Annotated in this window: 17 protein-coding genes; 9 read left to right on the top strand and 8 right to left on the bottom strand. The window is 58.7% G+C overall.

Annotation, left to right across the window (positions count from 1 at the left end):
• Positions 1-141 precede the first annotated feature (141 nt).
• From ACQ4MY_RS15320 to ACQ4MY_RS15290, 7 genes are all read left to right on the top strand, one after another.
• The gene (locus tag ACQ4MY_RS15320; RefSeq protein WP_103306955.1) at positions 142-861 is read left to right on the top strand and encodes an FKBP-type peptidyl-prolyl cis-trans isomerase; all 720 of its coding nucleotides are present in this window, start codon (positions 142-144) and stop codon (positions 859-861) included.
• 293 nt (positions 862-1,154) lie between these two features.
• Positions 1,155-1,610 (top strand): YkvA family protein, encoded by a 456-nt coding sequence (locus tag ACQ4MY_RS15315; protein ID WP_077571749.1) that lies wholly within the window; start codon positions 1,155-1,157, stop codon positions 1,608-1,610.
• 113 nt (positions 1,611-1,723) lie between these two features.
• Positions 1,724-2,065: a helix-turn-helix domain-containing protein gene (locus ACQ4MY_RS15310; protein ID WP_008077887.1), complete on the top strand. Its 342-nt coding sequence runs from the start codon at positions 1,724-1,726 to the stop codon at positions 2,063-2,065.
• Positions 2,062-2,433 carry a hypothetical protein gene (locus tag ACQ4MY_RS15305; RefSeq protein WP_003223109.1) on the top strand — a complete coding sequence of 124 codons (372 nt, stop codon included), beginning with the start codon at positions 2,062-2,064 and terminating at the stop codon, positions 2,431-2,433. The genes ACQ4MY_RS15310 and ACQ4MY_RS15305 overlap by 4 nt, the downstream gene beginning before the upstream one ends.
• The gene (locus ACQ4MY_RS15300) at positions 2,434-2,841 is read left to right on the top strand and encodes a sel1 repeat family protein (RefSeq protein WP_440095709.1); all 408 of its coding nucleotides are present in this window, start codon (positions 2,434-2,436) and stop codon (positions 2,839-2,841) included.
• Between the two features lie 239 nt (positions 2,842-3,080).
• Complete coding sequence (locus ACQ4MY_RS15295) at positions 3,081-7,859, top strand: RHS repeat-associated core domain-containing protein (RefSeq protein ID WP_440095708.1); 4,779 nt, start codon at positions 3,081-3,083, stop codon at positions 7,857-7,859.
• Complete coding sequence (locus ACQ4MY_RS15290) at positions 7,859-8,230, top strand: hypothetical protein (protein ID WP_440095707.1); 372 nt, start codon at positions 7,859-7,861, stop codon at positions 8,228-8,230. The genes ACQ4MY_RS15295 and ACQ4MY_RS15290 overlap by 1 nt, the downstream gene beginning before the upstream one ends.
• 61 nt (positions 8,231-8,291) lie before the next feature.
• On the opposite strand, the gene ACQ4MY_RS15285 is transcribed toward ACQ4MY_RS15290, so the two are convergent.
• Both ACQ4MY_RS15285 and ACQ4MY_RS15280 read right to left on the bottom strand, forming a co-directional pair.
• Complete coding sequence (locus ACQ4MY_RS15285) at positions 8,292-10,082, bottom strand: bifunctional diguanylate cyclase/phosphodiesterase (RefSeq protein WP_440095706.1); 1,791 nt, start codon at positions 10,080-10,082, stop codon at positions 8,292-8,294.
• Positions 10,083-10,214: 132 nt separating this feature from the next.
• Positions 10,215-12,299, bottom strand: coding sequence for a carboxy terminal-processing peptidase (locus ACQ4MY_RS15280; RefSeq protein ID WP_008083718.1), 2,085 nt, complete (start codon positions 12,297-12,299; stop codon positions 10,215-10,217).
• Between the two features lie 138 nt (positions 12,300-12,437).
• On the opposite strand from ACQ4MY_RS15280, the gene ACQ4MY_RS15275 reads away from it, so the two are divergent.
• Positions 12,438-13,400, top strand: coding sequence for a zinc-binding dehydrogenase (locus tag ACQ4MY_RS15275; RefSeq protein WP_158832866.1), 963 nt, complete (start codon positions 12,438-12,440; stop codon positions 13,398-13,400).
• Between the two features lie 96 nt (positions 13,401-13,496).
• Here the strand turns inward: ACQ4MY_RS15275 and ACQ4MY_RS15270 are convergent, their stop codons facing one another.
• The 6 genes from ACQ4MY_RS15270 to ACQ4MY_RS15245 form a co-directional block, all read right to left on the bottom strand.
• On the bottom strand, positions 13,497-14,150 hold the full coding sequence (locus ACQ4MY_RS15270; protein WP_440095705.1) for an HAD family hydrolase: 654 nt from the start codon (positions 14,148-14,150) through the stop codon (positions 13,497-13,499).
• A 111-nt stretch (positions 14,151-14,261) separates the two neighbouring features.
• Positions 14,262-15,251 carry an ABC transporter ATP-binding protein gene (locus ACQ4MY_RS15265; protein WP_440095703.1) on the bottom strand — a complete coding sequence of 330 codons (990 nt, stop codon included), beginning with the start codon at positions 15,249-15,251 and terminating at the stop codon, positions 14,262-14,264.
• Entirely contained in the window at positions 15,248-16,048 is an 801-nt protein-coding gene (locus ACQ4MY_RS15260; RefSeq protein ID WP_008083711.1) for an ABC transporter permease, read from the bottom strand. The genes ACQ4MY_RS15265 and ACQ4MY_RS15260 overlap by 4 nt, the downstream gene beginning before the upstream one ends.
• Positions 16,035-16,871, bottom strand: coding sequence for an ABC transporter permease (locus ACQ4MY_RS15255; RefSeq protein ID WP_162130782.1), 837 nt, complete (start codon positions 16,869-16,871; stop codon positions 16,035-16,037). Before ACQ4MY_RS15255 ends, ACQ4MY_RS15260 begins: the two co-directional genes overlap by 14 nt.
• Positions 16,872-16,876: 5 nt before the next feature.
• The gene (locus ACQ4MY_RS15250; RefSeq protein WP_440095702.1) at positions 16,877-17,683 is read right to left on the bottom strand and encodes an alkaline phosphatase family protein; all 807 of its coding nucleotides are present in this window, start codon (positions 17,681-17,683) and stop codon (positions 16,877-16,879) included.
• 133 nt (positions 17,684-17,816) lie between these two features.
• Entirely contained in the window at positions 17,817-18,884 is a 1,068-nt protein-coding gene (locus ACQ4MY_RS15245; RefSeq protein ID WP_008083842.1) for an ABC transporter substrate-binding protein, read from the bottom strand.
• A 351-nt stretch (positions 18,885-19,235) separates the two neighbouring features.
• Here ACQ4MY_RS15245 and ACQ4MY_RS15240 point away from each other — a divergent pair, with 351 nt between their 5' ends.
• On the top strand, positions 19,236-19,949 hold the full coding sequence (locus ACQ4MY_RS15240) for a UTRA domain-containing protein (RefSeq protein ID WP_007916338.1): 714 nt from the start codon (positions 19,236-19,238) through the stop codon (positions 19,947-19,949).
• Positions 19,950-20,720: the final 771 nt, after the last annotated feature.

Raw genomic sequence — 20,720 nt, 5'->3', positions numbered from 1 at the left:
CGTCGCTTTGCCCGAATGCGTTTTAATCCCTGAACTTATCGCCGCTTTACTGCTCTCATGCCGGTAGCCATTGGTCGTGGCGGCCTGATAAGCTCGCGGCTTTACTCGATTGCCCTTTCGGCGCATGAACAAGGAAATAGCATGAAACAGCATCGGTTGGCGGCGGCGGTTGCCCTGGTTAGCCTGGTCCTCGCGGGTTGTGATTCGCAGACCAGCGTAGAGCTGAAAACCCCGGCGCAAAAAGCTTCCTACGGTATCGGCCTGAACATGGGCAAGAGCCTTGCTCAGGAAGGCATGGATGATCTGGACTCCAAAGCGGTAGCCCAGGGCATCGAAGATGCCGTCGGCAAGAAAGAACAGAAGCTGAAAGACGAAGAACTGGTCGAAGCCTTCGCCGCGCTGCAAAAGCGTGCTGAAGAGCGCATGGCCAAGATGAGCGAAGAGTCGGCAGCTGCCGGCAAGAAATTCCTCGAAGAAAACGGCAAGAAAGCAGGTGTAACGACCACCGCTTCCGGCCTGCAGTACGAAGTGGTCAAGAAGGCCGATGGCCCACAGCCTAAGCCTACCGACGTAGTGACTGTTCACTACACCGGCAAGCTGACCAACGGCACCGTATTCGACAGCTCCGTCGAGCGCGGCAGCCCGATCGATCTGCCGGTGAGCGGCGTGATCCCGGGTTGGGTTGAAGGTCTGCAACTGATGCACGTTGGCGAGAAGTACAAACTGTACATCCCTAGCGATCTGGCTTACGGCGCGCAATCGCCAAGCCCGGCAATCCCGGCCAACTCGGTTCTGGTTTTCGACCTGGAACTGCTGGCCATCAAGGATCCAGCCAAAGAAGACGCCGCTGCTGCCAAGTAATCGGCCTCGGCTTCAACAACAACGCCTCGCTTAAGCGGGGCGTTGTTGCATCTGCACGTTGGCAAAGGTAAACAGAGCGAACGGATGCCGATCAGGGCAGTCATAGCTTTGAGGCTGCCGGTGCTAGACGCACCAGGCCGCCAAGTCAATGAAATATTGGGGTTTTTTATGTGAGTAAAAAACGCCCGATCTGAGCGCAGCCCATATAAAACGGGGCTCTCAGCGCTGAAATGCAGCTCTGTTCACAAGGTTATCCACAATTTGTGTGGATAACATTTCAACGGGAGGAATAGATGAAAGCTCCGTGGAATTTCGCTCGATTCCTGCCCTTGGCCGGCCGCTTGCTGGCCCGTGGCCGTCTGCCGACCTTGCTGTTCGCCGTGGCCAGCAAAGGCGCCGCGCAGGGCAATCGCCTTGGCAAGCTCAAAGATGACCTGCGTCTGCTCCAGGCCTTGTGCCTGGCTTACTGGCGCGGCGAGTACCGCGCCATCAGTGGCAAAGCGCTGGTTTCGGTAGTGGCGGGGTTGATGTATTTCCTCAGCCCTGTCGATGCGATTCCGGATTTCATCCCGGTATTCGGCATGCTCGACGACATCGCCGTGCTCGCCTGGCTGATGAAAACCCTCGACGATGAACTCAATGCCTTCCGTCTCTGGCGCAACCGCCAGCAACCGGAGAAGCTCGCCGTGGTCGAACGGCTGCCCGATACCCCTGAACAACTTCAACTTCAGGGCCCGAAAAAGCCCTGATTGTTGTAGTCCCTTTTACAGATAGATACCCCCCGCGACCTTAGCCGCTGTTAGGATTACACTTCTAGGGAAAAGTGCCGACTCGCTAAGTGTTGTTGTCCTACGGGGTAGTCATGGATATTCAGATAATTGCACGCGATGGCGAACCCGAATACGCGGTTCTGCCTTGGGCTCAATATCAGGCTCTATTGAAAGCAGCAGGTATCAACGCAACACCGTCGCAGCCGGCCCCAGCGCCGCTCGCGGCAGCACCGGAGCCGATTCTTCCGGGTCTGGATCAACTACGCAGTTTGCGCGAAGGGAAGGGCATCGCCATCGAGGCGCTGGCCCGCACGGTAGGCATCAGCCCGTCTTATCTGGCCATGATCGAAAGTGGCGAGCGTCTGCCCGACGCCGCGATTCGCCGCAGCCTGGCCTGGGAACTGACGGTGCCAGGTTGGAGGGATGAATCGTGAGCGTACGCATCAGTCGTCAACATTGGGACGGATTGCTGGGGGAACTTGATCAGGCGCGCCGTCAGCGCCATCTTCTGACATACCGGGCGCTGCTGGAGCGTTTGCAACTGCCGACACCGGCGATGCAAACCCTGACCGCCGCGCTCGAGCATCTGGCAGCGCTGGATGCCAAGGCCGAACAGCCCTTGCGCAGTTCGCTGGTCATCAGCCAGGGTGCCAGTCGCCTGCCGCGCACCGGATTTTTTGAATGCGTTGAGCGCCTGGGGCGTTTTTCCGGGCCGTCCGACGGCGTCGCCGCAGCCTCGTGGCATGCTTCTGAAGTGGTCAGAGTCTTCGAATACGAGTACCCGGAATCGGCGGAGGCCTGAGTGTTTTTACGACTCAAGGCGCGGGCCGCTTACTGGCTGGCCCGCAGGCTGTTTCACTGGTCATGGTTCGTCCGCCAACCACGCGGCTGGCGCTGGCTGGAAGGGCAGTTCGCGCGCATGGCCAACCTTGGCGATGTCGACGCGCAAAGCTTCTATGGGCACATCCTGACATTTCGCGGCGTTGGTCTCGGCGCGCGTGAAGAGGGTGTGCGCTTGCTGCGTCTGGCAGCGCTGGCAGGTGATGGCAAAGCGGCTTATCAGGTCGGCGTCATTTGTCTGGCCGGCAGCCCGAGCAAGGCCCCTGACCCTGACGAAGCGGCACGCTGGTGGAGCATGGCCGCCAAGGCCGGGCATCCATTGGCCGAACACAAACTGCAAGCATTGAGCGCGCGCGACGCTGCGCCATAAACCATTTGGTCTGTGTTTCTAAACGCGGCGTGAGGGAAACCTCACGCCGCGTTTGCGTTTTTGCGGGGCTGTTTATCTGTTGCCGACTTTTTACAGATTAGTCCTACAGCCATCGCCTACTTGCCTGACTTCTTTCCTGATTGATCCCCCGCACAGTTCCCGCGCCTAATTTTTTTGCGCGAGGGAACGCTCATGCTCGACCGGATCAACCCGCCCATCCCGCACGCAGACGTGCACTGATGGAAGCCATCGCTCGTATCGAGCAAGAACTCGACAGCTTCCCGGAGACCCTCAGCCTCTATCGCGAACAGCTCAAGCACTGGGCCAGCCGCACGGCGGACCAGCTCAGCCAGGCGACGGATCTACCGTCGCTGATGGGCATGGAGCGGGTCATCCGCTTCGGTGACAGCCGCACCGCTGTCAGCGTCGGCGACAACGATTTTTTCTCCAGCGTCTTCCAGTGCCCGCAGGGCGGGAAGATGGAGATCGAAAGCAAGTTCGAGTCGGTGTACGACATTGCGCTGGGCAACATCGTGGTCGATGTGGTCGCCGTGGAGAGCGGCGAGAGCACCCCAGTGACTCTTGATGAGCAAGGCAAGGGCACGTTCGTTGGAACGGTGGGCAAGTTCTATCGAGTGCATGTGCACAGCGAAGTGACGCCGGCTCAGGTCGACGACTTGTTCATCGCCTACGACGGCCTGACCGCCGAGCTGGATGGCTGGCTGCGCAGCGAGTGGCAAGGGTTCAAGCCACAGTGGTCGCAGTCGGTGGCGACGGCGGCGGGCAACGGCATGTTGGCCGGCAGTTGGGCGGCGATCGAAGGCGTCTGGGACAGCATTGCCATGCTCTCGGACATCCTCAAGGACCCCGGAGCGTTTGCCGAGCGGTTGGGTGAGGGGGCCGCGCAACTGAAGACGCTGGCAGAAACCGCTCCCGATCTTATGGAAAAGCTGCAGCTACTGGTCAGCGATGAAGCAGCACTGTGCCTGCTGTTACGCACCGCGAGCCTCTGGCTGGAAATGTTGCCCCCCGGTGACATCAGCGGCCAGACCGCTGAAGCGGTCTCGATGGTCGTGGTGCAGGTGTTGATCGATGTGCTGATTGGCGTGGTCTTGACGTTCGTCGGGGCGGGCGCGGGCATTGCCTATCTGACACTGCGCCTGGCGCAGCGCGCCGGGCAATTGTTGTCGGCCGTGATGCGTCTGGTGAAGGCGATGTTTGCCATCGTCGAAGGGTTCATCAAATACGTCGAAAAATACAAAACCGTTGCCGCTCGAGGCATTGCTGCCGGGGTGAAAAAAGGTCGCATGCAGTTGCGCTGGGATGCCCGGCGCAATACCTCGTTGAAGAAAGACAAGCCTCACGACGACGCGCCGGATCAGGCGAAAAATCCCAACGGTGACAGTGCTGACTGTGCGCTGGCGACCTGCACCAACGGTTGCCCGGTGTCGATGGTCACCGGCGAAGAGCTACTGACGCTGACTGATGGCGTGCTTGATGGACGATTGCCGTTCGAGTTCACCCGGTTGTACCGCAGCAGTGCAGTCGAGATCGATGTTGGGCTGGGGTTTGGCTGGAGCCATTCGCTGGCGCATCGGTTGCTGTTCGAAGGCGATGGGGTTGTCTGGGTTGACCATGAAAACCGCCGTACGCGGTTTCCGTTGCCGAGTGTTTCGCGTCCGGCGATTCACAACAGCCTGTCGCGGGCAGCGGTCTTTCTCGGGGATGAGCCCGAGGAATTGATCCTCGCCCTCGCCGGGGAAAAATCGCAGTTCTATCACTTTCGTGCCGGGCGGCTGACAGCCATCAGTGACGCGTACGACAACCGTCTGCGCATTGCCCGAGATCGTCAGGAGCGCATCAGCCGCCTCGACAATGGCGCGGGTCGGGCACTGCGCTTGCGCTACGACCGCGCGCAGTTGATTGCTGTCGACTACCAGAGCTTCCGCCCTGCGAAAAGTGTAGAGGAGGCCTGGCACACCGAGCAGACGCTGGTCAGCTACCGCTACGACGCGCTGCAGCGCTTGATCGAAGCCACCAACGCCGTCGGCGAAAGCGAACGCTACGACTACGACGACGCCCACGTGATCCTGCAGCGGCAACTGAGCGGCGGCGCGAGTTTCTTCTGGGAATGGGAACGCGCCGGTAAGGCCGCCCGTTGCGTGCGCCACTGGGCATCGTTTTCGCAGATGAATACGCGGTACGTCTGGGATGAGGACGGCAGTGTCACGGTGCATTACGTCGATGGCACCGAAGAAGTGTACGTCCACGACGACCATGCGCGGCTGGTGCGCAAGGTCGAGGCCAACGGTGGCGAACACCTCAAGGCCTACGACGACTCAGGGCGTCTGGTGGCCGAGCAGGATCCGCTCGGCGCTGTCACTGAATATCGCTACGACGAAATCGGACGGCTGATTGCGCTGATTCCGCCGGAGGACGCGCCCACTTCCTACGAATATCGCAACGGTTTCCTGCACAGGCGTTCCCGAGGCGACGCGACCTGGACTTACCGGCGCAATGCCGAGGGTGATGTCACCGAAGCGGTCGACCCTGACGGTCAGGTCACCCATTATTACTACGACACGCACGGACAACTGCTGTCGATCCGCTACCCGGACGCCAGTCGGCATCGCTGGGTCTGGAATGATCTTGGCCAGTTGACTGAGGAGACTCTGCCCGGCGGCGGTGTGCGGCGCTTTTCCTACGATGCGCTGGGGCGGCGGACGACCACGGTTGACGAGCATGGCGCCGTGACCCGTCAGCAGTGGGACGCCGTTGGCCGACTGCTTCAGACGACTTTTCCTACCGGTGCCACTCGCGCCTATAGCTACGGCAGCTACGGCCAGGTTACTGCCGAGCGTGATGAACTCGGCCACATCACCCGGTATGAATACGACGACGAGCTGCACCTGGTCTCTCGGCGGATCAACCCCGACGGCACGCGGGTGCAGTACCGCTACGACCATGCGCAACTATTGCTCACCGAGATCGAAAACGAGTCCGGCGAGCGATACCTGCTGGACTACACGCCAACCGGGCTGATCCGAGAGGAAACCGGCTTTGACGGCCAACGCACCGCGTATGCCTATGACCTCAACGGTCACCTGCTGGAGAAGACCGAGTTTGGCGACGACGGTTCACAGTTAGTCACCGCCTATAAACGCGATGCTGCCGGGCGTCTTCTGGTCAAAACCCTGCCCGACGGCATCAGGGTCAGCTACCAATACGACCGCCTCGGCCACCTCGTCAGCGTCGATGACGGCCAGCAACATCCGCTGGCCTTCGAGTACGACCGTCAGGATCGCCTGATCACCGAGCACCAAGGCTGGGGCACGTTACGGTATGCCTATGACGCCTGCGGTCAGCTCAAACGCATGCGCCTGCCGGACAACAGCAAGCTCGACTATCACCATGCCAAGGGCGGCGCGCTCACCGGTATCGACCTCAACGGCGCGCAACTGACCAAGCACCAATACGAGTTCGGACGTGAACAGCAGCGTCAGCAGGGATTGCTGCACAGTCATTATCACTATGACGAACAGGGTCGACTGCAGGCTCATGCGGTCAATCAGCAAACCCGCGCGTTGTACCTGCGCCACTACAGCTACGCGGTCAACGGCAACCTGGCGAGCATCGCCGACAGCCGTCATGGCCAGCGCAGCTATTACTACGACGCGCTCGACCGCCTGATCCGCGTCCGGCATTCGCGCGACGAACTGCCGGAAAGCTTCGCCCACGACCCGGCCGGCAACCTGCTGACACAGGATGGCACCGGCCCGAGCCGGATCAAAGGCAACCGCCTGCTGATGCAGGGCGACCGCCACTACGACTACGACGCCTTCGGCAACCTGATCCGCGAACGCCGTGGCAGCGCGCACAAACTGGTCACCGAATACCGCTACGACTGCCAGCACCGCCTGATCGGCCTGACCCGCCCGGACGGCAATACCGCGTCCTACCAATACGATGCCTTCGGCCGCCGCATCCGCAAAACCGTCGACGGCGTCACCACCGAGTTCTTCTGGCAAGGCGACCACCTCGTCGCCGAAAGCAGCCCCAACGAATACCGCAGCTACGTCTACGAACCCGGCACCTTCCGCCCGCTGGCCATGCTCGACGGCAAAGGCCCGAAAAAAGCCTGCCCGTTTTATTACCAACTCGATCACCTCGGCACGCCGCTGGAGCTGACCGATTACAGCGGGGAAATCGTTTGGTCAGCGCAGTACGACGCCTACGGCAAGGTTGCGGCGCTGACCTTGGCGGCCGAGGACTACCTCGATCAACCGTTGCGGTTTCAGGGGCAGTATTTCGATGGGGAAAGTGGGCTGCATTACAACCGGCACCGGTACTACGACCCGAGGTTGGGCCGGTATCTGACGCCGGATCCGGTGAAGCTGGCGGGTGGGATTAATCAGTATCAGTACACGCCGAATCCGACGGGGTGGGTGGATCCGTTGGGGTTGAGTTCCAATTGTCCTCCGCCGAAAAAGCCGGGTTGTAAAGTGCCGGGTGGGAGTGGTGGGGCTAAGGTTAACGAAGGTGAGCCTGCGCTGCCGAAGATGACGGCGCAGGAGCGTAGGATGAGGATCGATGAACTAGCTGAAGAAAACGCATACCGGCGTTTGCATGAAATGGAGGATCCACAAAATGGAGAGCATTTTTTAGAAAAACACGGCGCCCAAACAACCCTGCAGTCTCAGTTTGAAAGAATTACCTCAGGCAAAAATCCAACGACTGGTGTTTTAGAGATCTACATCGGTGGACCAAAAAACGGGCAGCCTAAAATCCCAAGCGCGGCCACTCATTTTTTCAGTCATAGAGACCAGTTAAATGCTATTTATAGAGCAAAACTAATACTTCGTCAGACCAATCTTCAAATATCGAAAAGGCCCATGGATATGGGGAAGATTATTGGGGAAGGTTATACGAAGCACGGAGTTTACGGGCAGCAGAGGAGAGCTGTCGTTATTCTCAAAGCAAATGGCGGTACCGTAACTTCTTATGCGGACTTTGATTGATGAAAAATTCATATGAAATTGTAGATGTAAAAAATTTACTGTTTGTTTTTGATATCGAAAATACCTGTGATGTCGAGCGCGAGCGATTGATAGTTGAAAAAAACGTAAATGATCCTCGGCAATTAAGGGAGTTATTCGATGTTTTGTTAAAGTCTGAGTTTAATGAGTACACCGATGGCGAGCAAAAGTCTTTTATAGATACAGTTGATCATTTCTTGAGGGTGGATGATAATTTTGATCGTGTATTTAATCGAATGACTACATATTTTAATGAAGAGGTTAAGGATAGACCTAGTTTCATGAGGATCTTGTTGGAGTGCTTAACAAAATATCGAAATGAGAAGACTCTAGCTAATCAAATTGTGAAATGAGAGGGCGACCCCCGTTTCGCGGGAAAGCCTCCTCACACAGGGGTTTGTGTTGTTGTAGATGTTAGCGTTGGCCCATTAGCTGCTGCTGGTGGAGTGCTGCAGTTGCAAGGCTATCGAGTAGATGAATGCTAAACCCCGCAACATTCTTCGCATGATGCTTGGCCTGCGAAGCCATCTCCGCAAGTTGGCTCGCGTCGAGGTGCGCGCAGGCTTCGGGATGTAGGTGCACTACGCCAATGGACAGCGACAGCAGCGGAAACTCCTGCCGCACTCCCTGACGATTCGGCGCAATAAAGCATCCAGCCTCAAGGTGTTCAGGCCGATAGAAGCGGCGACATTGGCTCTGGAAATCGTCGAGCAATTGATTGAGGCGTTTGCGCCAGTCTTCGGGGCCGAGGACTAACAGGAAGTCGTCGCCGCCGATGTGACCGACGAAGTCGCGCGTGGGATCGACACGTTCGTTGAGACATTGCGCCAGACACAACAACACTTCATCGCCGCGACCGTAGCCGTAGATGTCGTTGAAAGGCTTGAAGCTATCGATGTCGACATAGCAAATCACCGACTCGCGCCCTTGCTGCAGCAACCGCGTCAGGCATTGCTGAATCGGCACATTACCCGGCAACAAGGTCAGCGGATTGGCATAACGCGCCTGTTGAATTTTCAGTTCGGTGATGAGTTTGAGCACGTCGATCACCCGGCCGAGGCCGAGGTAGCCGCCGTTGAGGGTGATGATGAAGTCTTCCTCAATACGTTGCCGGGCGCGGCTGGTGATCAAGCGGCTAACCTGTTGCAGCGACTGGCTCATTTCCACCGCGAGGAAATCGTCGTTCATCAGGCGGCTGATCGGTTTGCGGGCAAACAGGTCGGTGGCGAAGGGTTTGAGCAGGGCGTCCGACAATGAGTGGCGGTGGACGATACCGCAAGGCTGACCTTGTTCGTCGAGCACGGCCAACGAGTTGAGGTTGGCCTGGCGGCGGAAGGCTTCCAGCACCGTGGCGGTGGGTGTGTCGCGTTGCACGGCCGGCTGGTCGTTGAGCAGGGCGCTGAGATCGCTGCCTTCGTCGTTCAGCGCAACGCTGCTGCTGTCGTGTTTGGGCATCAAGGCACGGGCATCGCGCGGTGGGTGTTCCTGCGGGCGACCGAGCAGGTAGCCCTGCACCAGATCCACGCCCATTTCGGTCAGTACCGCGAGTTCTTCGGGCAGTTCGATGCCTTCGGCGATGACCTGAGCGCGCGAGGCTTTGGCGATTTGCAGGATCGAGCCGACGAATTCGCGCTTCAACGCGTCCTGATGAATGCCGTCGATGAAATGCCGATCTATCTTCACGTAGTCCGGTCGCAGTTCCGACCACAGGCGCAGGCTCGAATAGCCGGCACCGAGATCATCCAGCGCAATGGAAAAACCCATGGCCCGATAGTGATGCAGCGCAGTTTGCAGCAGCTGAAAGTCGTCGATCGGCGTCTGTTCGGTCAGTTCGATGACGACCTGACTCGGTGGAATGCCGAAATCCTGCAACAGTTGCAGCGTGCGTCCCGGTTGATGGGCGGCTTCAAGCAGGGATTCTGGCGAGACGTTGAGAAACAGCTTGCCCGGCAATTGCTGTTCGTTGAAACGGCGGCAAGCGCTTTGCCGGCAGGCAATTTCCAGCTCGCTCAGGCGCCCGGCCTGACGCGCCACGGCGAACAGTGCGATGGGCGAGTGCAATGGGCTGTTGGAAGGGCCGCGAGTGAGGGCTTCGTAGCCGAGGATGCGTCGTTCGGAGAGACTGATGATCGGCTGGAACAGGCTGTGCAATCCGCTTTGAGTCAGGATCGAGCTCAAGGCACTCAGCTGTTCGGTCGTGGTCATGGCAATCTCTGGCGATAAAAAAAGGACTGGGAGCGCTCTCGATGAAGAGTGGCTCCCAGTCCTTTATTGCACGACAGAATGATGACTGTTTGATGACGATCCGGGGATCGTCAGCATTAAATTGCCATCACCTTACTTCTTGGCCACCTGATTGCTCAGCTTCAGGTAATCCAGCAGCACACGCCCGGTTTCGCTCAGATAAGCATCGTCTTCTGGCTTGACCTTGTCCGGGTCGGCAGCCGCGAGGGCGTCTTCGTCTTCTTTCTTCAGCTCTTTGAGCGGCTCTTCGCCTTTGGCCTTGCGACGGATGTTTTCCATCGTCAGTTGCTTGGCGTCGATGTCGGCGTGCTGGGCACGGCGTTCGGCTTCGTTGAGACTGACGGTTTTTTCTTCCATCAGTTTCTGCGCCAGAGCCAGCTTGTCACGGATGAACACGAACTCGGCATCTTTCGCGGTACGAGTGTCATGCTCGGACTTGAGCTGAGCCAGGTACGGCTTGAACGGATCGGCCGCCGGTTTGATCGCCGCGCGGATGGTGTCCCACGGCATGGCTTCCGGCAGAGCGCTTTCGCCAATTTCCTTGGTGTCGATCAGCGACGGGTAGTCGATGTCCGGCAACACGCCCTGATGCTGGGTGCTCTGACCGGAAACCCGGTAGAACTTGGCCAGTGTCAGTTTCAGTTCGCCATGGTTCAGCGGCTGAATGGTCTGCACGGTGCCTTTGCCGAAGGTCTGGCCACCGATGATCAGCGCGCGGTGGTAGTCCTGCATGGCGCCGGCAAAAATCTCCGAAGCCGAGGCGGACAAGCGGTTGACCAGCAGCGCCATCGGGCCTTTGTAGAACGCACCCGGGTTTTCATCTTCCAGCACGTCGACACGGCCGTCGGCATTACGCACGAGTACGGTCGGGCCCTTGTCGATGAACAGACTGGTCAACTCTGTGGCCTCCTGCAGGGAGCCGCCGCCGTTATTGCGCAGGTCGATGACCACGCCGTCGACTTTGTCTTTCTGCAGTTCGGTCAGCAGTTTCTTGACGTCGCGGGTGGTGCTCTTGTAGTCCGGATCACCGGCACGGAACGCCTTGAAGTCGAGGTAGAAGGCCGGAATCTCGATAACGCCGAGCTTGTAGTCCTTGCCGTCCTGTTTCAGGTTGAGGATGGACTTCTTCACGGCCTGGTCTTCGAGCTTCACCGCTTCACGGGTGATCGGCACGATCTTGGTGGTCTGGTCGTTCGGTGCATTGCTCGCCGGAATGACTTCCAGGCGCACCACGGTGCCTTTCGGCCCACGGATCAGCTTGACCACTTCGTCGAGACGCCAGCCGACCACGTCGACCATCTCTTTGTTGCCTTGGGCAACGCCGATGATCTTGTCGGCCGGGGCCACTTGCTTGGTCTTGTCGGCCGGGCCTGCCGGCACCAGACGCACGACTTTCACCTGGTCGTTATCGCTCTGCAACACGGCACCGATGCCCTCGAGGGACAGGCTCATGTTGATGTCGAAGTTTTCCGCGTTATCCGGCGACAGATAGTTGGTGTGCGGGTCGTACGACATGGCGAAGGTGTTGATGTACGCCTGGAAGATGTCTTCCGGACGGGTCTGGTCCAGACGCGCCAACTGGTTCTTGTAGCGTTTGGTCAGGGTTTCCTGAATCTGCTTCGGCTCTTTGCCGGCGATCTTCATCCGCAGCACTTCGTCCTTGACGCGTTTGCGCCAGAGGTCATCGAGTTCCGCGGTGGATTTGAGCCAAGGGGCGTCCTTGCGATCGATCAGCAAAGTCTCCTTGGTGTTGAAGTCCATCTTGTCGACGCCTTTGTTCAGCTCGGCAAGGGCGAAGTCCAGACGCGCCTTGACGCGGTCCAGATAGCGCTTGTAGATGGTGAACCCGGCGTTGAGGTCGCCGCTTTTGAGGAAGTCGTCGAACTGGGTCTTCCACTTGTCGAATTCGGCGATGTCGCTGGCCATGAAATAGCTGCGCGACGGATCCAGCAGCTTGATGTAGCTGTCGTAGATGATCACCGAGCGCGCATCGTCGAGCGGCGGCTTGCTGTAGTGGTGACGCTTGAGCAACTCGACGACGTTCAGACTGGCGATGACTTCATCGCGATCAGGCTGCAACTTGTCCCAGCTGTTGGCTGCGAATGTACTGCCCGATACCGGCAACAGGCCGATACCGATGAAAAGAGCGAGGGCGGTGCTGGGGAGCAAATGCTTCATGCTGATTCGACGCGGGGACAATTGATAACGCATATTAGGCCGTCTTTGAAGTCGCCGGTTCTACGAGAGCCGGTCGCATAATGCAAAAAGCCCGGCGCTACAGCTTCGGGCTCAGTCCAGACTCACTATGGAGGCACTGTGAAGGCATTGCAAGGCGTTGAAGGTCAAGTGGCATGGGTTGAGGAGCCGAGTCCTACGTGCGATGTAGGACAAGTTCGCATCCGAGTGGCGGCAGCCGGCCTCAATCGCGCCGATTTATTACAGAAAGCAGGGCTTTATCCACCACCGCCGGGTGCCAGCCCAGTGCTCGGTCTTGAGTGCTCCGGGGTGATCAGCGAGGTCGGCGCGGGCAGTTCGTGGCAGGTCGGCGATCGGGTTTGCGCCTTGCTGGCCGGGGGCGGGATGGCCGAAGAGGTGGTGGTCGACGGACGGCATGTGCTGCCGGTTCCCGAAGGCGTCTCGCTGATCGAGGCGGCGGCATTGCCCGAGGTTTATGCAACAGTCTGGTTGAATGTGTTTCAACTTGCGGCGCTCAAACCGGGTGAGAAAGTTCTCTTGCACGCTGGCGCAAGTGGAATCGGTTCAGCCGCCATTCAGTTGTGCAAGGCGTTCGGCAATCCGTGTTGGGTCAGCGTCGGTTCTGCCGAGCGTTTGGCCTACTGTGAGGCGTTGGGCGCGCAGGGCGGCGTGGTGCGCAGCGATGATTTGGAAAGCTTGCGTGATTTCGGCCCGTTCGATGTGATCCTCGATCCGGTCGGCGGCAATTATTCGGCGCTGAATCTCAAGCTGATGGCGCTGGATGGGCGTTGGGTGCTGATCGGCCTGATGGGCGGTCGCGAGGCCAAGCTGGATCTGGCGCAGGTGTTGGGCAAGCGCGTGCAGTTGCTGGGCTCGACATTGCGCAGCCGTGATGATCAGTTCAAGGCGGATCTGTTGAGTGATCTGGGGCAGCAGGTGTGGCCGTTGTTTGCTGAGGGGCGGTTGAGTCCGCAGTTGGCTAGGGCATTCCCGGTGAAGGATGCCGAGGCGGCGTTTGCCGAGCTGGCGAGCAATACGGTGGCGGGGAAATTGGTGTTGGTGATTGACGAAAGCCTCACCTGATACAAGAGCAAGGTCAAAAGATCGCAGCCTTCGGCAGCTCCTACAGGGGAATGCATTTCAAATGTAGGAGCTGCCGAAGGCTGCGATCTTTTGCGTTTATTTCCAGAGATGGATCGGCCAGCCGGCTTTTTCGGCGTGCTCAAGCAGCACGGGATCCGGGTTGACCACGTGCGGGAAATCCACCTTCAGCAACAACGGCAGATCATTGCGTGAGTCGGAATAGAAACTCGCGCCTTCGAGGTTTTCCTCTTCAGCATCCAGCCATTCCAGCAATCGCGTGATCTTGCCTTCGCGGTAGGTCAGGGTGCCGACGGTGTGGCCGCTGTACACGCCATGCGCGACTTCCAGTTCGATACCGAGAATTTCATCGATGCCCAGTCTGTCGGCGATCGGTTTGACCAAGTGCGTACCCGACGCCGAGATCACCAGAATCCGGTCGCCGGCCTTGCGGTGGGCGGCGATGGTTTTCGTCGCGTCACTGAAGATGATCGGCTCGATGAAATCTTCCACCCACGGCCCGACCAAGTGCTCGACTTCTTCCGGGGTACGCCCGATCAGTGGTTCGAGGCTGAACGCCATGTACTCTTCCATGCGCAATTTGCCATGGCTGTAAGCGTCCATCAGCTCGTTGTTCTTGCGCATGAACGACTCGGGATCGACCCAGCCCAGGCGCCCCATCTGCTCGCTCCAGAGGGTGGCGCAGTCGCCGTGGATCAACGTTTCGTCCAGATCAAAAATTGCCAGGGCCATCAGTTCTCTCCGAGAACAGCTGCGAGCTACAAGCTTCGAGCTGCAAGAATTGGAATCAGCTGCGCCGCAGTCTACAACTTGAAGCTTGTAGCTCGAAGCTTGCAGCTGCTTTTAAGCGACTTCACACAGGGCCGTCGGATCGATGGAAAGTGCCAGACGCTGACCATCGGGATGCAAATCGGCCGCCGAGCGGTTGAGCACATCCACCACCAGTTCCACGCCGCGCGCTTCGATGCGATAGCGAATGACATTGCCTAGCAGGCTATGGCTGCGGATCTGCGCGTCGAGCTCGCCGTTGAGGCTCAGTTCGATGGCTTCCGGGCGAATGGCAATGCGATGGTTGATCGGGCGTTGCAACAGCTTCGATGCGGCTTCGGCGTCGAGCAGGTTGTAGTTGCCGATGAAGCCTGCGGCGAACACGTCGACCGGCGCCGTATAAAGGGTTTCGGCGTCGCCGCTCTGTACGATTTTTCCCTGATTCATCAGGAAAATGCGATCAGACATTGTCAGCGCTTCTTCCTGGTCGTGTGTGACGAAGATTGTGGTCAGGCCGAGTTCACGCTGGATCTGGCGGATCTGTTCGCGCAGGTGTTTGCGAATCCGTGCATCCAGTGCCGACAGCGGCTCATCCAGCAGCAGCAAACGCGGACGCGTGACCAGTGAGCGGGCAAGGGCGACACGCTGACATTGACCGCCTGACAACTGATGCGGATAACGACTGGCGAAGTCGTTCAGTTCCACCAGTTTCAACACTTCCGACACGCGTTTATGACTGTCATCGGCGTTGACTTTTTGCATGCGCAAACCGAACGCGACGTTCTGCTCGACGGTCATGTTGGGAAACAGCGCGTAGCTCTGGAACACCATGCCGATCCCGCGTTTTTGCGGCGTCAGCGGCACAATGTCGACGCCATCCAGCAGGATTTGGCCGCCATCCACCGGCGTCAGGCCGGCGATGCAGCGCAGCAGGGTGGATTTGCCGCAACCGGACGGGCCGAGCAGGGTGACGAATTCGCCTTTATTGATCTCGCAGTTGATGTCGCTGAACACCGTGGTGCCGGCGTAATTCTTCTGCAGGTGTTGGACGCTGACATAGCTCATTCGCTTTTGTCCTTGTTCAAGATGTTGGCGATCCAGGTCAGGACCAGCACGAAAAAGAAATACGAGATGACCAGCGCACTGGTGAAGTGACCGCTGCTATTGCGCATGTTGTTCAGGTAAACCTGCAAGGTTTCGTAACGCGTGCCGACCAGAATGTTGGCAAAGACGAACTCCCCGAACAGGAACGAGAACGACAGCAGCAAGGCGACCATCAGGCCTTTGCGCAGGTTGGGCAGCACCACCAGAATCGCTGCCTGAAAGGTGCTGGCGCCGAGCAGTTGCGCAGCGTCCATCAGGTCGCGCAGGTTGATTGCTTGCAGGTTGTTGGTGATCGCCCGGTACATGAACGGCAGGGCCACGGTGAAGTAGCAGCCGATCAAAATCCACGGCGTACCAACCATCGCCATCGGCCCGGAACCGTAGAGTTGCAACAGACCTACCGATGACACCACCGGCGGCACCGCGAAGGGCAGCAGGATCAGGATGTTCATCAGCGCATCGAGTTTCGGAAAGTGGTAATGCACGACGAACAGCAGCGGCAGAATCAGCACCACCGACAGCACCAGCGCGCCCACGCACACCAATAACGACTGGCCGAAGGCGTGGAGGAACCGTGGATCGCTCCACAACTGGATGTACCACTTGAAGGTGAAGCCGCTGGGCAGAATGGTCGCCGACCAACTGCTGGCGATCGAGTAGACCAGCGTGCCTGCCAGCGGCAGCAAGAGGATCGCGAACAGCAGATAAACCACGACGCGGTGGTAGAGGCCGGCCGGGCCGGATTCAGCGCGAGACATGGTAGCTCCTCTTCAACAGCAGTTGATGCACGACAGTGACGATGGTCATCAGCGCCACCAGCACCACGGCCAAAGCGCTGGCCAGATTCGGGTCGAGGGAAATATCGCCGGAGACCATCGCCGCGATACGAATCGGCAGGACGTTGAAGTTGCCCGTCGTCAGTGCATACACCGTGGCATAGGCGCCGAGGGCGTTGGCCAGAAGGATCACGAACGTACCCAGCAGCGCTGGCGTCAGCACTGGCAAACCGATGTGCCGCCAGAACTGCCAGCCATTGGCACCGAGCAACGCGGCGGACTCGCGCCAGTCTTCACGCAAAGCGTCGAAGGCTGGGTACAGCAGCAGCACGCCGAGGGGAATCTGGAAGTAGGTGTAGAGGATGATCAAACCGGTTTTCGAGTACAGGTTGAAGTCCTGAATGATCCCCGACTGCTTCAGCATGATGGTGATGCTGCCGTTGAAACCGAGCAGGATGATGAAGGCGAAGGCCAGCGGCACGCCGGCAAAGTTGCTGGTCATGTTGGCGAAGGCGTTGACGAAGTTGCGCAGTTTCGAGTCGACCCGGCGCAGGGAATACGCCCCGAGCACGGCAATGATGATGCCGAACACACTCGACCAGAAGCTGATCTCCAGGCTGTACTGGATCGCCTGCAAATAGAACTTCGAATTGAAGATTTTGGTGAAGTTTTCGATGCCCCAACCGAACTCTTCCGATTGCAGGCTGTTGATCATCACCCAGACCAGCGGGGCGATTTCGAAAACGATAAAGAACAGCGCGAAGGGCACCAGGCACAGTGCCGCCAGCCATTTTCCGCGAGTCATGGCGTTCACTTGAGCAACTCCCGGCACACAGGTTTGTCGTGGGGCACGCCGAGCAGTTCGCAGACCGTGCCGCAGATTTCGGTCTGTTTCGGTGCGGCGTCAGCGTTGAGGCTGAATGCATCACCAAGGACGAACAGCGGCACTTGGCGTTCTTCCGGCAGCAGGCCGTTATGCGAGCGGTCGTTGTTCATGCCGTGGTCGGCGGTCACCAGTATTTGATAGCCGGTGTCGAGCCAGCTCTGCAGATAGTCGGCGAGGATGATGTCGGCCGAGCGCGCACTGTTGCGGTACTGCGAAGAGTCGAGGCCGTGCTTGTGCCCGGCGTCGTCGATGTTCATCGGGTGGATCAGCAGGAAGTTCGGATCGTGGCGCAGGCGCAGGTTTTCGGCGTCGGCGAACAGGTGCGAATCCGGGTAGTGATCGCTCCAGTAGAAATGCCCGTGCTGGATCGGCAGCGACAGATTGTCAGTGTGGCGGTCGCGGGCGGCGACGAAGGGCGAGCGGTTGTACAGCTCGCTGACCCAGTGATACGCCGCGGCGGCGGTTTTCAGACCGGCATCGCGGGCGTAATGATAAATGCTGCGCTGATTGGACAGGCGCGAAACGTTGTTGTGGACGATGCCGCTGTCGATCGGCGGCACGCCGGTGAGGATGCATTCATAAAGCGGTCGGGACAGGGCCGGCAGCTCGCACTCCAACTGGTAGAGCGCGGCGCGTCCTGCGCCAACATAAGCCTGCAGATGCCCCATGGCGTGGCGCGCGACCTCGTAGTTGAGACCGTCGAGCACGACAAGGATGACGTTGTGCTTCATAGGGGCAAAAACTCCGAAAACAAAACTGGAACCAACCCCTGTAGGAGCTGCCGCAGGCTGCGATCTTTTGATGTTGCTTTTAAAGGGCAAGATCAAAAGATCGCAGCCTGCGGCAGCTCCTACAGATGAAGGATTACTTCATCTCTACGATGACTTCTTCGTTCCATGCCTGTGGCAGGGCTTTGGAGGTTTTTTCCCATGCGTCGGCGTCTTTGATCGGGGTGACCTTTTTGTACTGCTCGTTCGGCAGCAGTTTGGCTTTCACGTCTTCCGGCAGTTGCAGGTGCTCGGCGCGGATCGGACGTGCGTTGCCGCGGGCGAGGTTGGTCTGGCCGGCGTCGCTGAAGATGTATTCGCGGGTCAGCTTGGCGGCGTTAGGGTTTTTCGCGTATTTGTTGATGATCGTGGTGTAGCCGGAAATCACCGAGCCGTCGGACGGGATCAGCACGACGTAGTCATCCGGGTTGGCCATCTTGGCTTTGTAGCTCAGGCCGTTGAAGTCCCAGACCACACCGACTTCGATCTCGCCTTTTTCCATGGTGGCGATGGTCGGGTTGGCCATCGACAGGCGACCTTGCTTGGCAATGTCGGCAAACAACAGCAGCGCAGGCTTGATGTTTTTCTCGTCGCCACCGTTGGCCAGTGCCGCAGCGAGTACGCCGTTGGCAGCTTGGGCGGCGGTGCTCACGTCACCAATCGAGACCTTGTATTTGCCGCCCTTGAGGTCAGCCCATTTGGTCGGTACTTCGGAACCGTGCAGCAGCTTTTTGTTGACGATAAAGGCGATGGTGCCGGTGTAGGCCAGTGCCCAGTTGCCATCCTTGTCCTTGGCCCAGTCCGGAACCTGATCCCAGGTGCTTGGCTTGTACGGTTGCACCACGCCTTGCTTGACCGCGATCGGGCCGAAAGCGGCACCGACGTCGCCGATGTCGGCGGTGGCGTTGTCTTTTTCAGCGGCGAACTTGGCGATTTCCTGGGCGGAACTCATGTCGGTGTCGATGTGTTTCAGGCCGTAGGTCTTGGCCAGGTCTTCCCAGGTGCCTTTCCAGTTGGCCCAGTCATCCGGCATGCCGACGCTGTTGACGGCGCCTTCCGCTTTCGCAGCGGCTTCGAGGGTTTTCAGATCGGTGCCGGCCGCCATGGCGGAGGTGCACAGTGCAATGGTCGAGCCTAACAGTGTTGCCAGGAAAAGCTGTTTCATTCCGAAGCTCCTTGGTCGTGTTCAACGCTGCGATTGCGGTGGTTGTTGGTCTAGGTCAGCAATACCTGAGCCAATTTAAGGGGGCTGGATGACACTTTGATGTCGGTGGCCTCGCGCCAGGCCTTTTATTTGGTCGATATCGGCAGGTGCCAGATAAGCGTAGACCATGCTCAAAGGCCCGTAGGGCAAGGGACTTGGCCGATGTATTGCAAGTCGTGAGGACGACCGTTGGGTAGTTTTGTCATCTCTCGGTCATCTGTACTGCCTAGGCTTGCAACACCGCAAAACGGTTTGATCGCCGTGCGGTTTTGCCCCGAAACAGTGCTGGTCTAGTCCAGATAGGTAACGTTGATGCGCGATGAGGCAACAAAAGCGGTGACAGCCATTGGCCAGGTCTTGCAGGAGCAGCTCGATCATGGGCTGTTGGCGGCGGGCAGCAAGTTGCCGGCCGAGCGTAAGCTCAGTGAGTTGTTTGGCACTACGCGGATTACTGTGCGTGAGGCGTTGTTGCAGTTGGAGGCGCAGGGGCAGATTTATCGTGAGGAGCGGCGTGGCTGGTTCGTTTCACCGCCGCGGCTGGCGTACAACTTGATGCAGCGCAGTCATTTTCACGCGATGGTCAGTGCGCAGGGGCGGGTGCCGTCGACCGAGGTGATTTCGGCGCGGTTGCAGCCGGCTTCGGCGGCGGTGTGTGCCTGGCTGCAGCTGCCGGCGTTGTCGAGTGTGATTCAGATTTGCCGGTCGCGGCGCATTGATGGGCGGCTGGTGTTGTATGTGGAGCACTATTTGAATCCGCAGTTTTTTCCGGGGATTCTTGAGTTTGATCTGAATCAGTCGATGACCGAGTTGTATGCGCGGCATTACGATTTGCACTATGGGCGGGTGCGGTTTGAGATTGTGCCTACGTCGTTGTCGGTGGATGCGGCGGCGGCTTTAAGGGTGTCGGTGGGGAGTCCGGGGTTGCGGATTGCTCGGGTCAATTATGATCAGCATGAGCGGTTGATTGATTGTGATCTGGAGTTTTGGCGGCATGATGCGATTCACGTTGGGGTTGATGTGGTTTGATCGTTTTGGCCTTGGCGGCCTGTGGGCCGACCAGGTTCTTGGGTTTTGGGTGTATATCCGTTGCTTCGGGTGCTGCCGCTGACGGTTTCGCTCTTACAGCGACTCACTTTTCCAGACGCCGAAAAGTAAGCAAAAGGCTGGGCCCCGGCGTTCGGCCCGCTCGCTGGAGCTCGGGGTTCCTTCGTTCCGGGATCGATCCGGGGGCATCGCTTCCGGTTTGCTTCGCTGCACCTCCTTTCGATGTGTTCGACTTCGTCGAACGGCGCTGCGCGCCTACCCCCGGATAGACCCCTCCACTCAGCCTGCCGAAGGGGCCGACACGGCAAGATCAAGAGCGGTACTCGAGCTTGCGCTCATTGTGTTGAGTGGTGAGGAGCAGAAGCGATATAGGTTTACGGTTGGACTCAACCCCTGTGGGAGCTGGCTTGCCAGCGATGGCGGCCTGCCAGCCGACCTGTTTCTGGCGGATGAACTCGATTCCAAATGTAGGAGCTGCCGAAGGCTGCGATCTTTTGATGTTGATTCTGGCGAACGCTCCGCTGGAGCTCGGGGTTCCTTCGTTCCGGGATCGATCCGGGGGCATCGCTTCCGGTTTGCTTCGCTGCACCTTTTTTCGATGTATTCGACTTCGTCAAACGGCGCTGCGCGCCTACCCCCGGATAGACCCCTCCACTCAGCCTGCCGAAGGGGCTGGCACGGCAAGATCAAGAGCGGTACTCGAGCTTGCGCTCATTGTGTTGAGTGGTGAGGAGCAGAAGCGATATAGGTTTA

Source organism: Pseudomonas sp. SM4 (genome assembly GCF_051913165.1).
Lineage (GTDB): Bacteria > Pseudomonadota > Gammaproteobacteria > Pseudomonadales > Pseudomonadaceae > Aquipseudomonas.
This window is presented reverse-complemented; position numbering and strand designations above follow the sequence as displayed.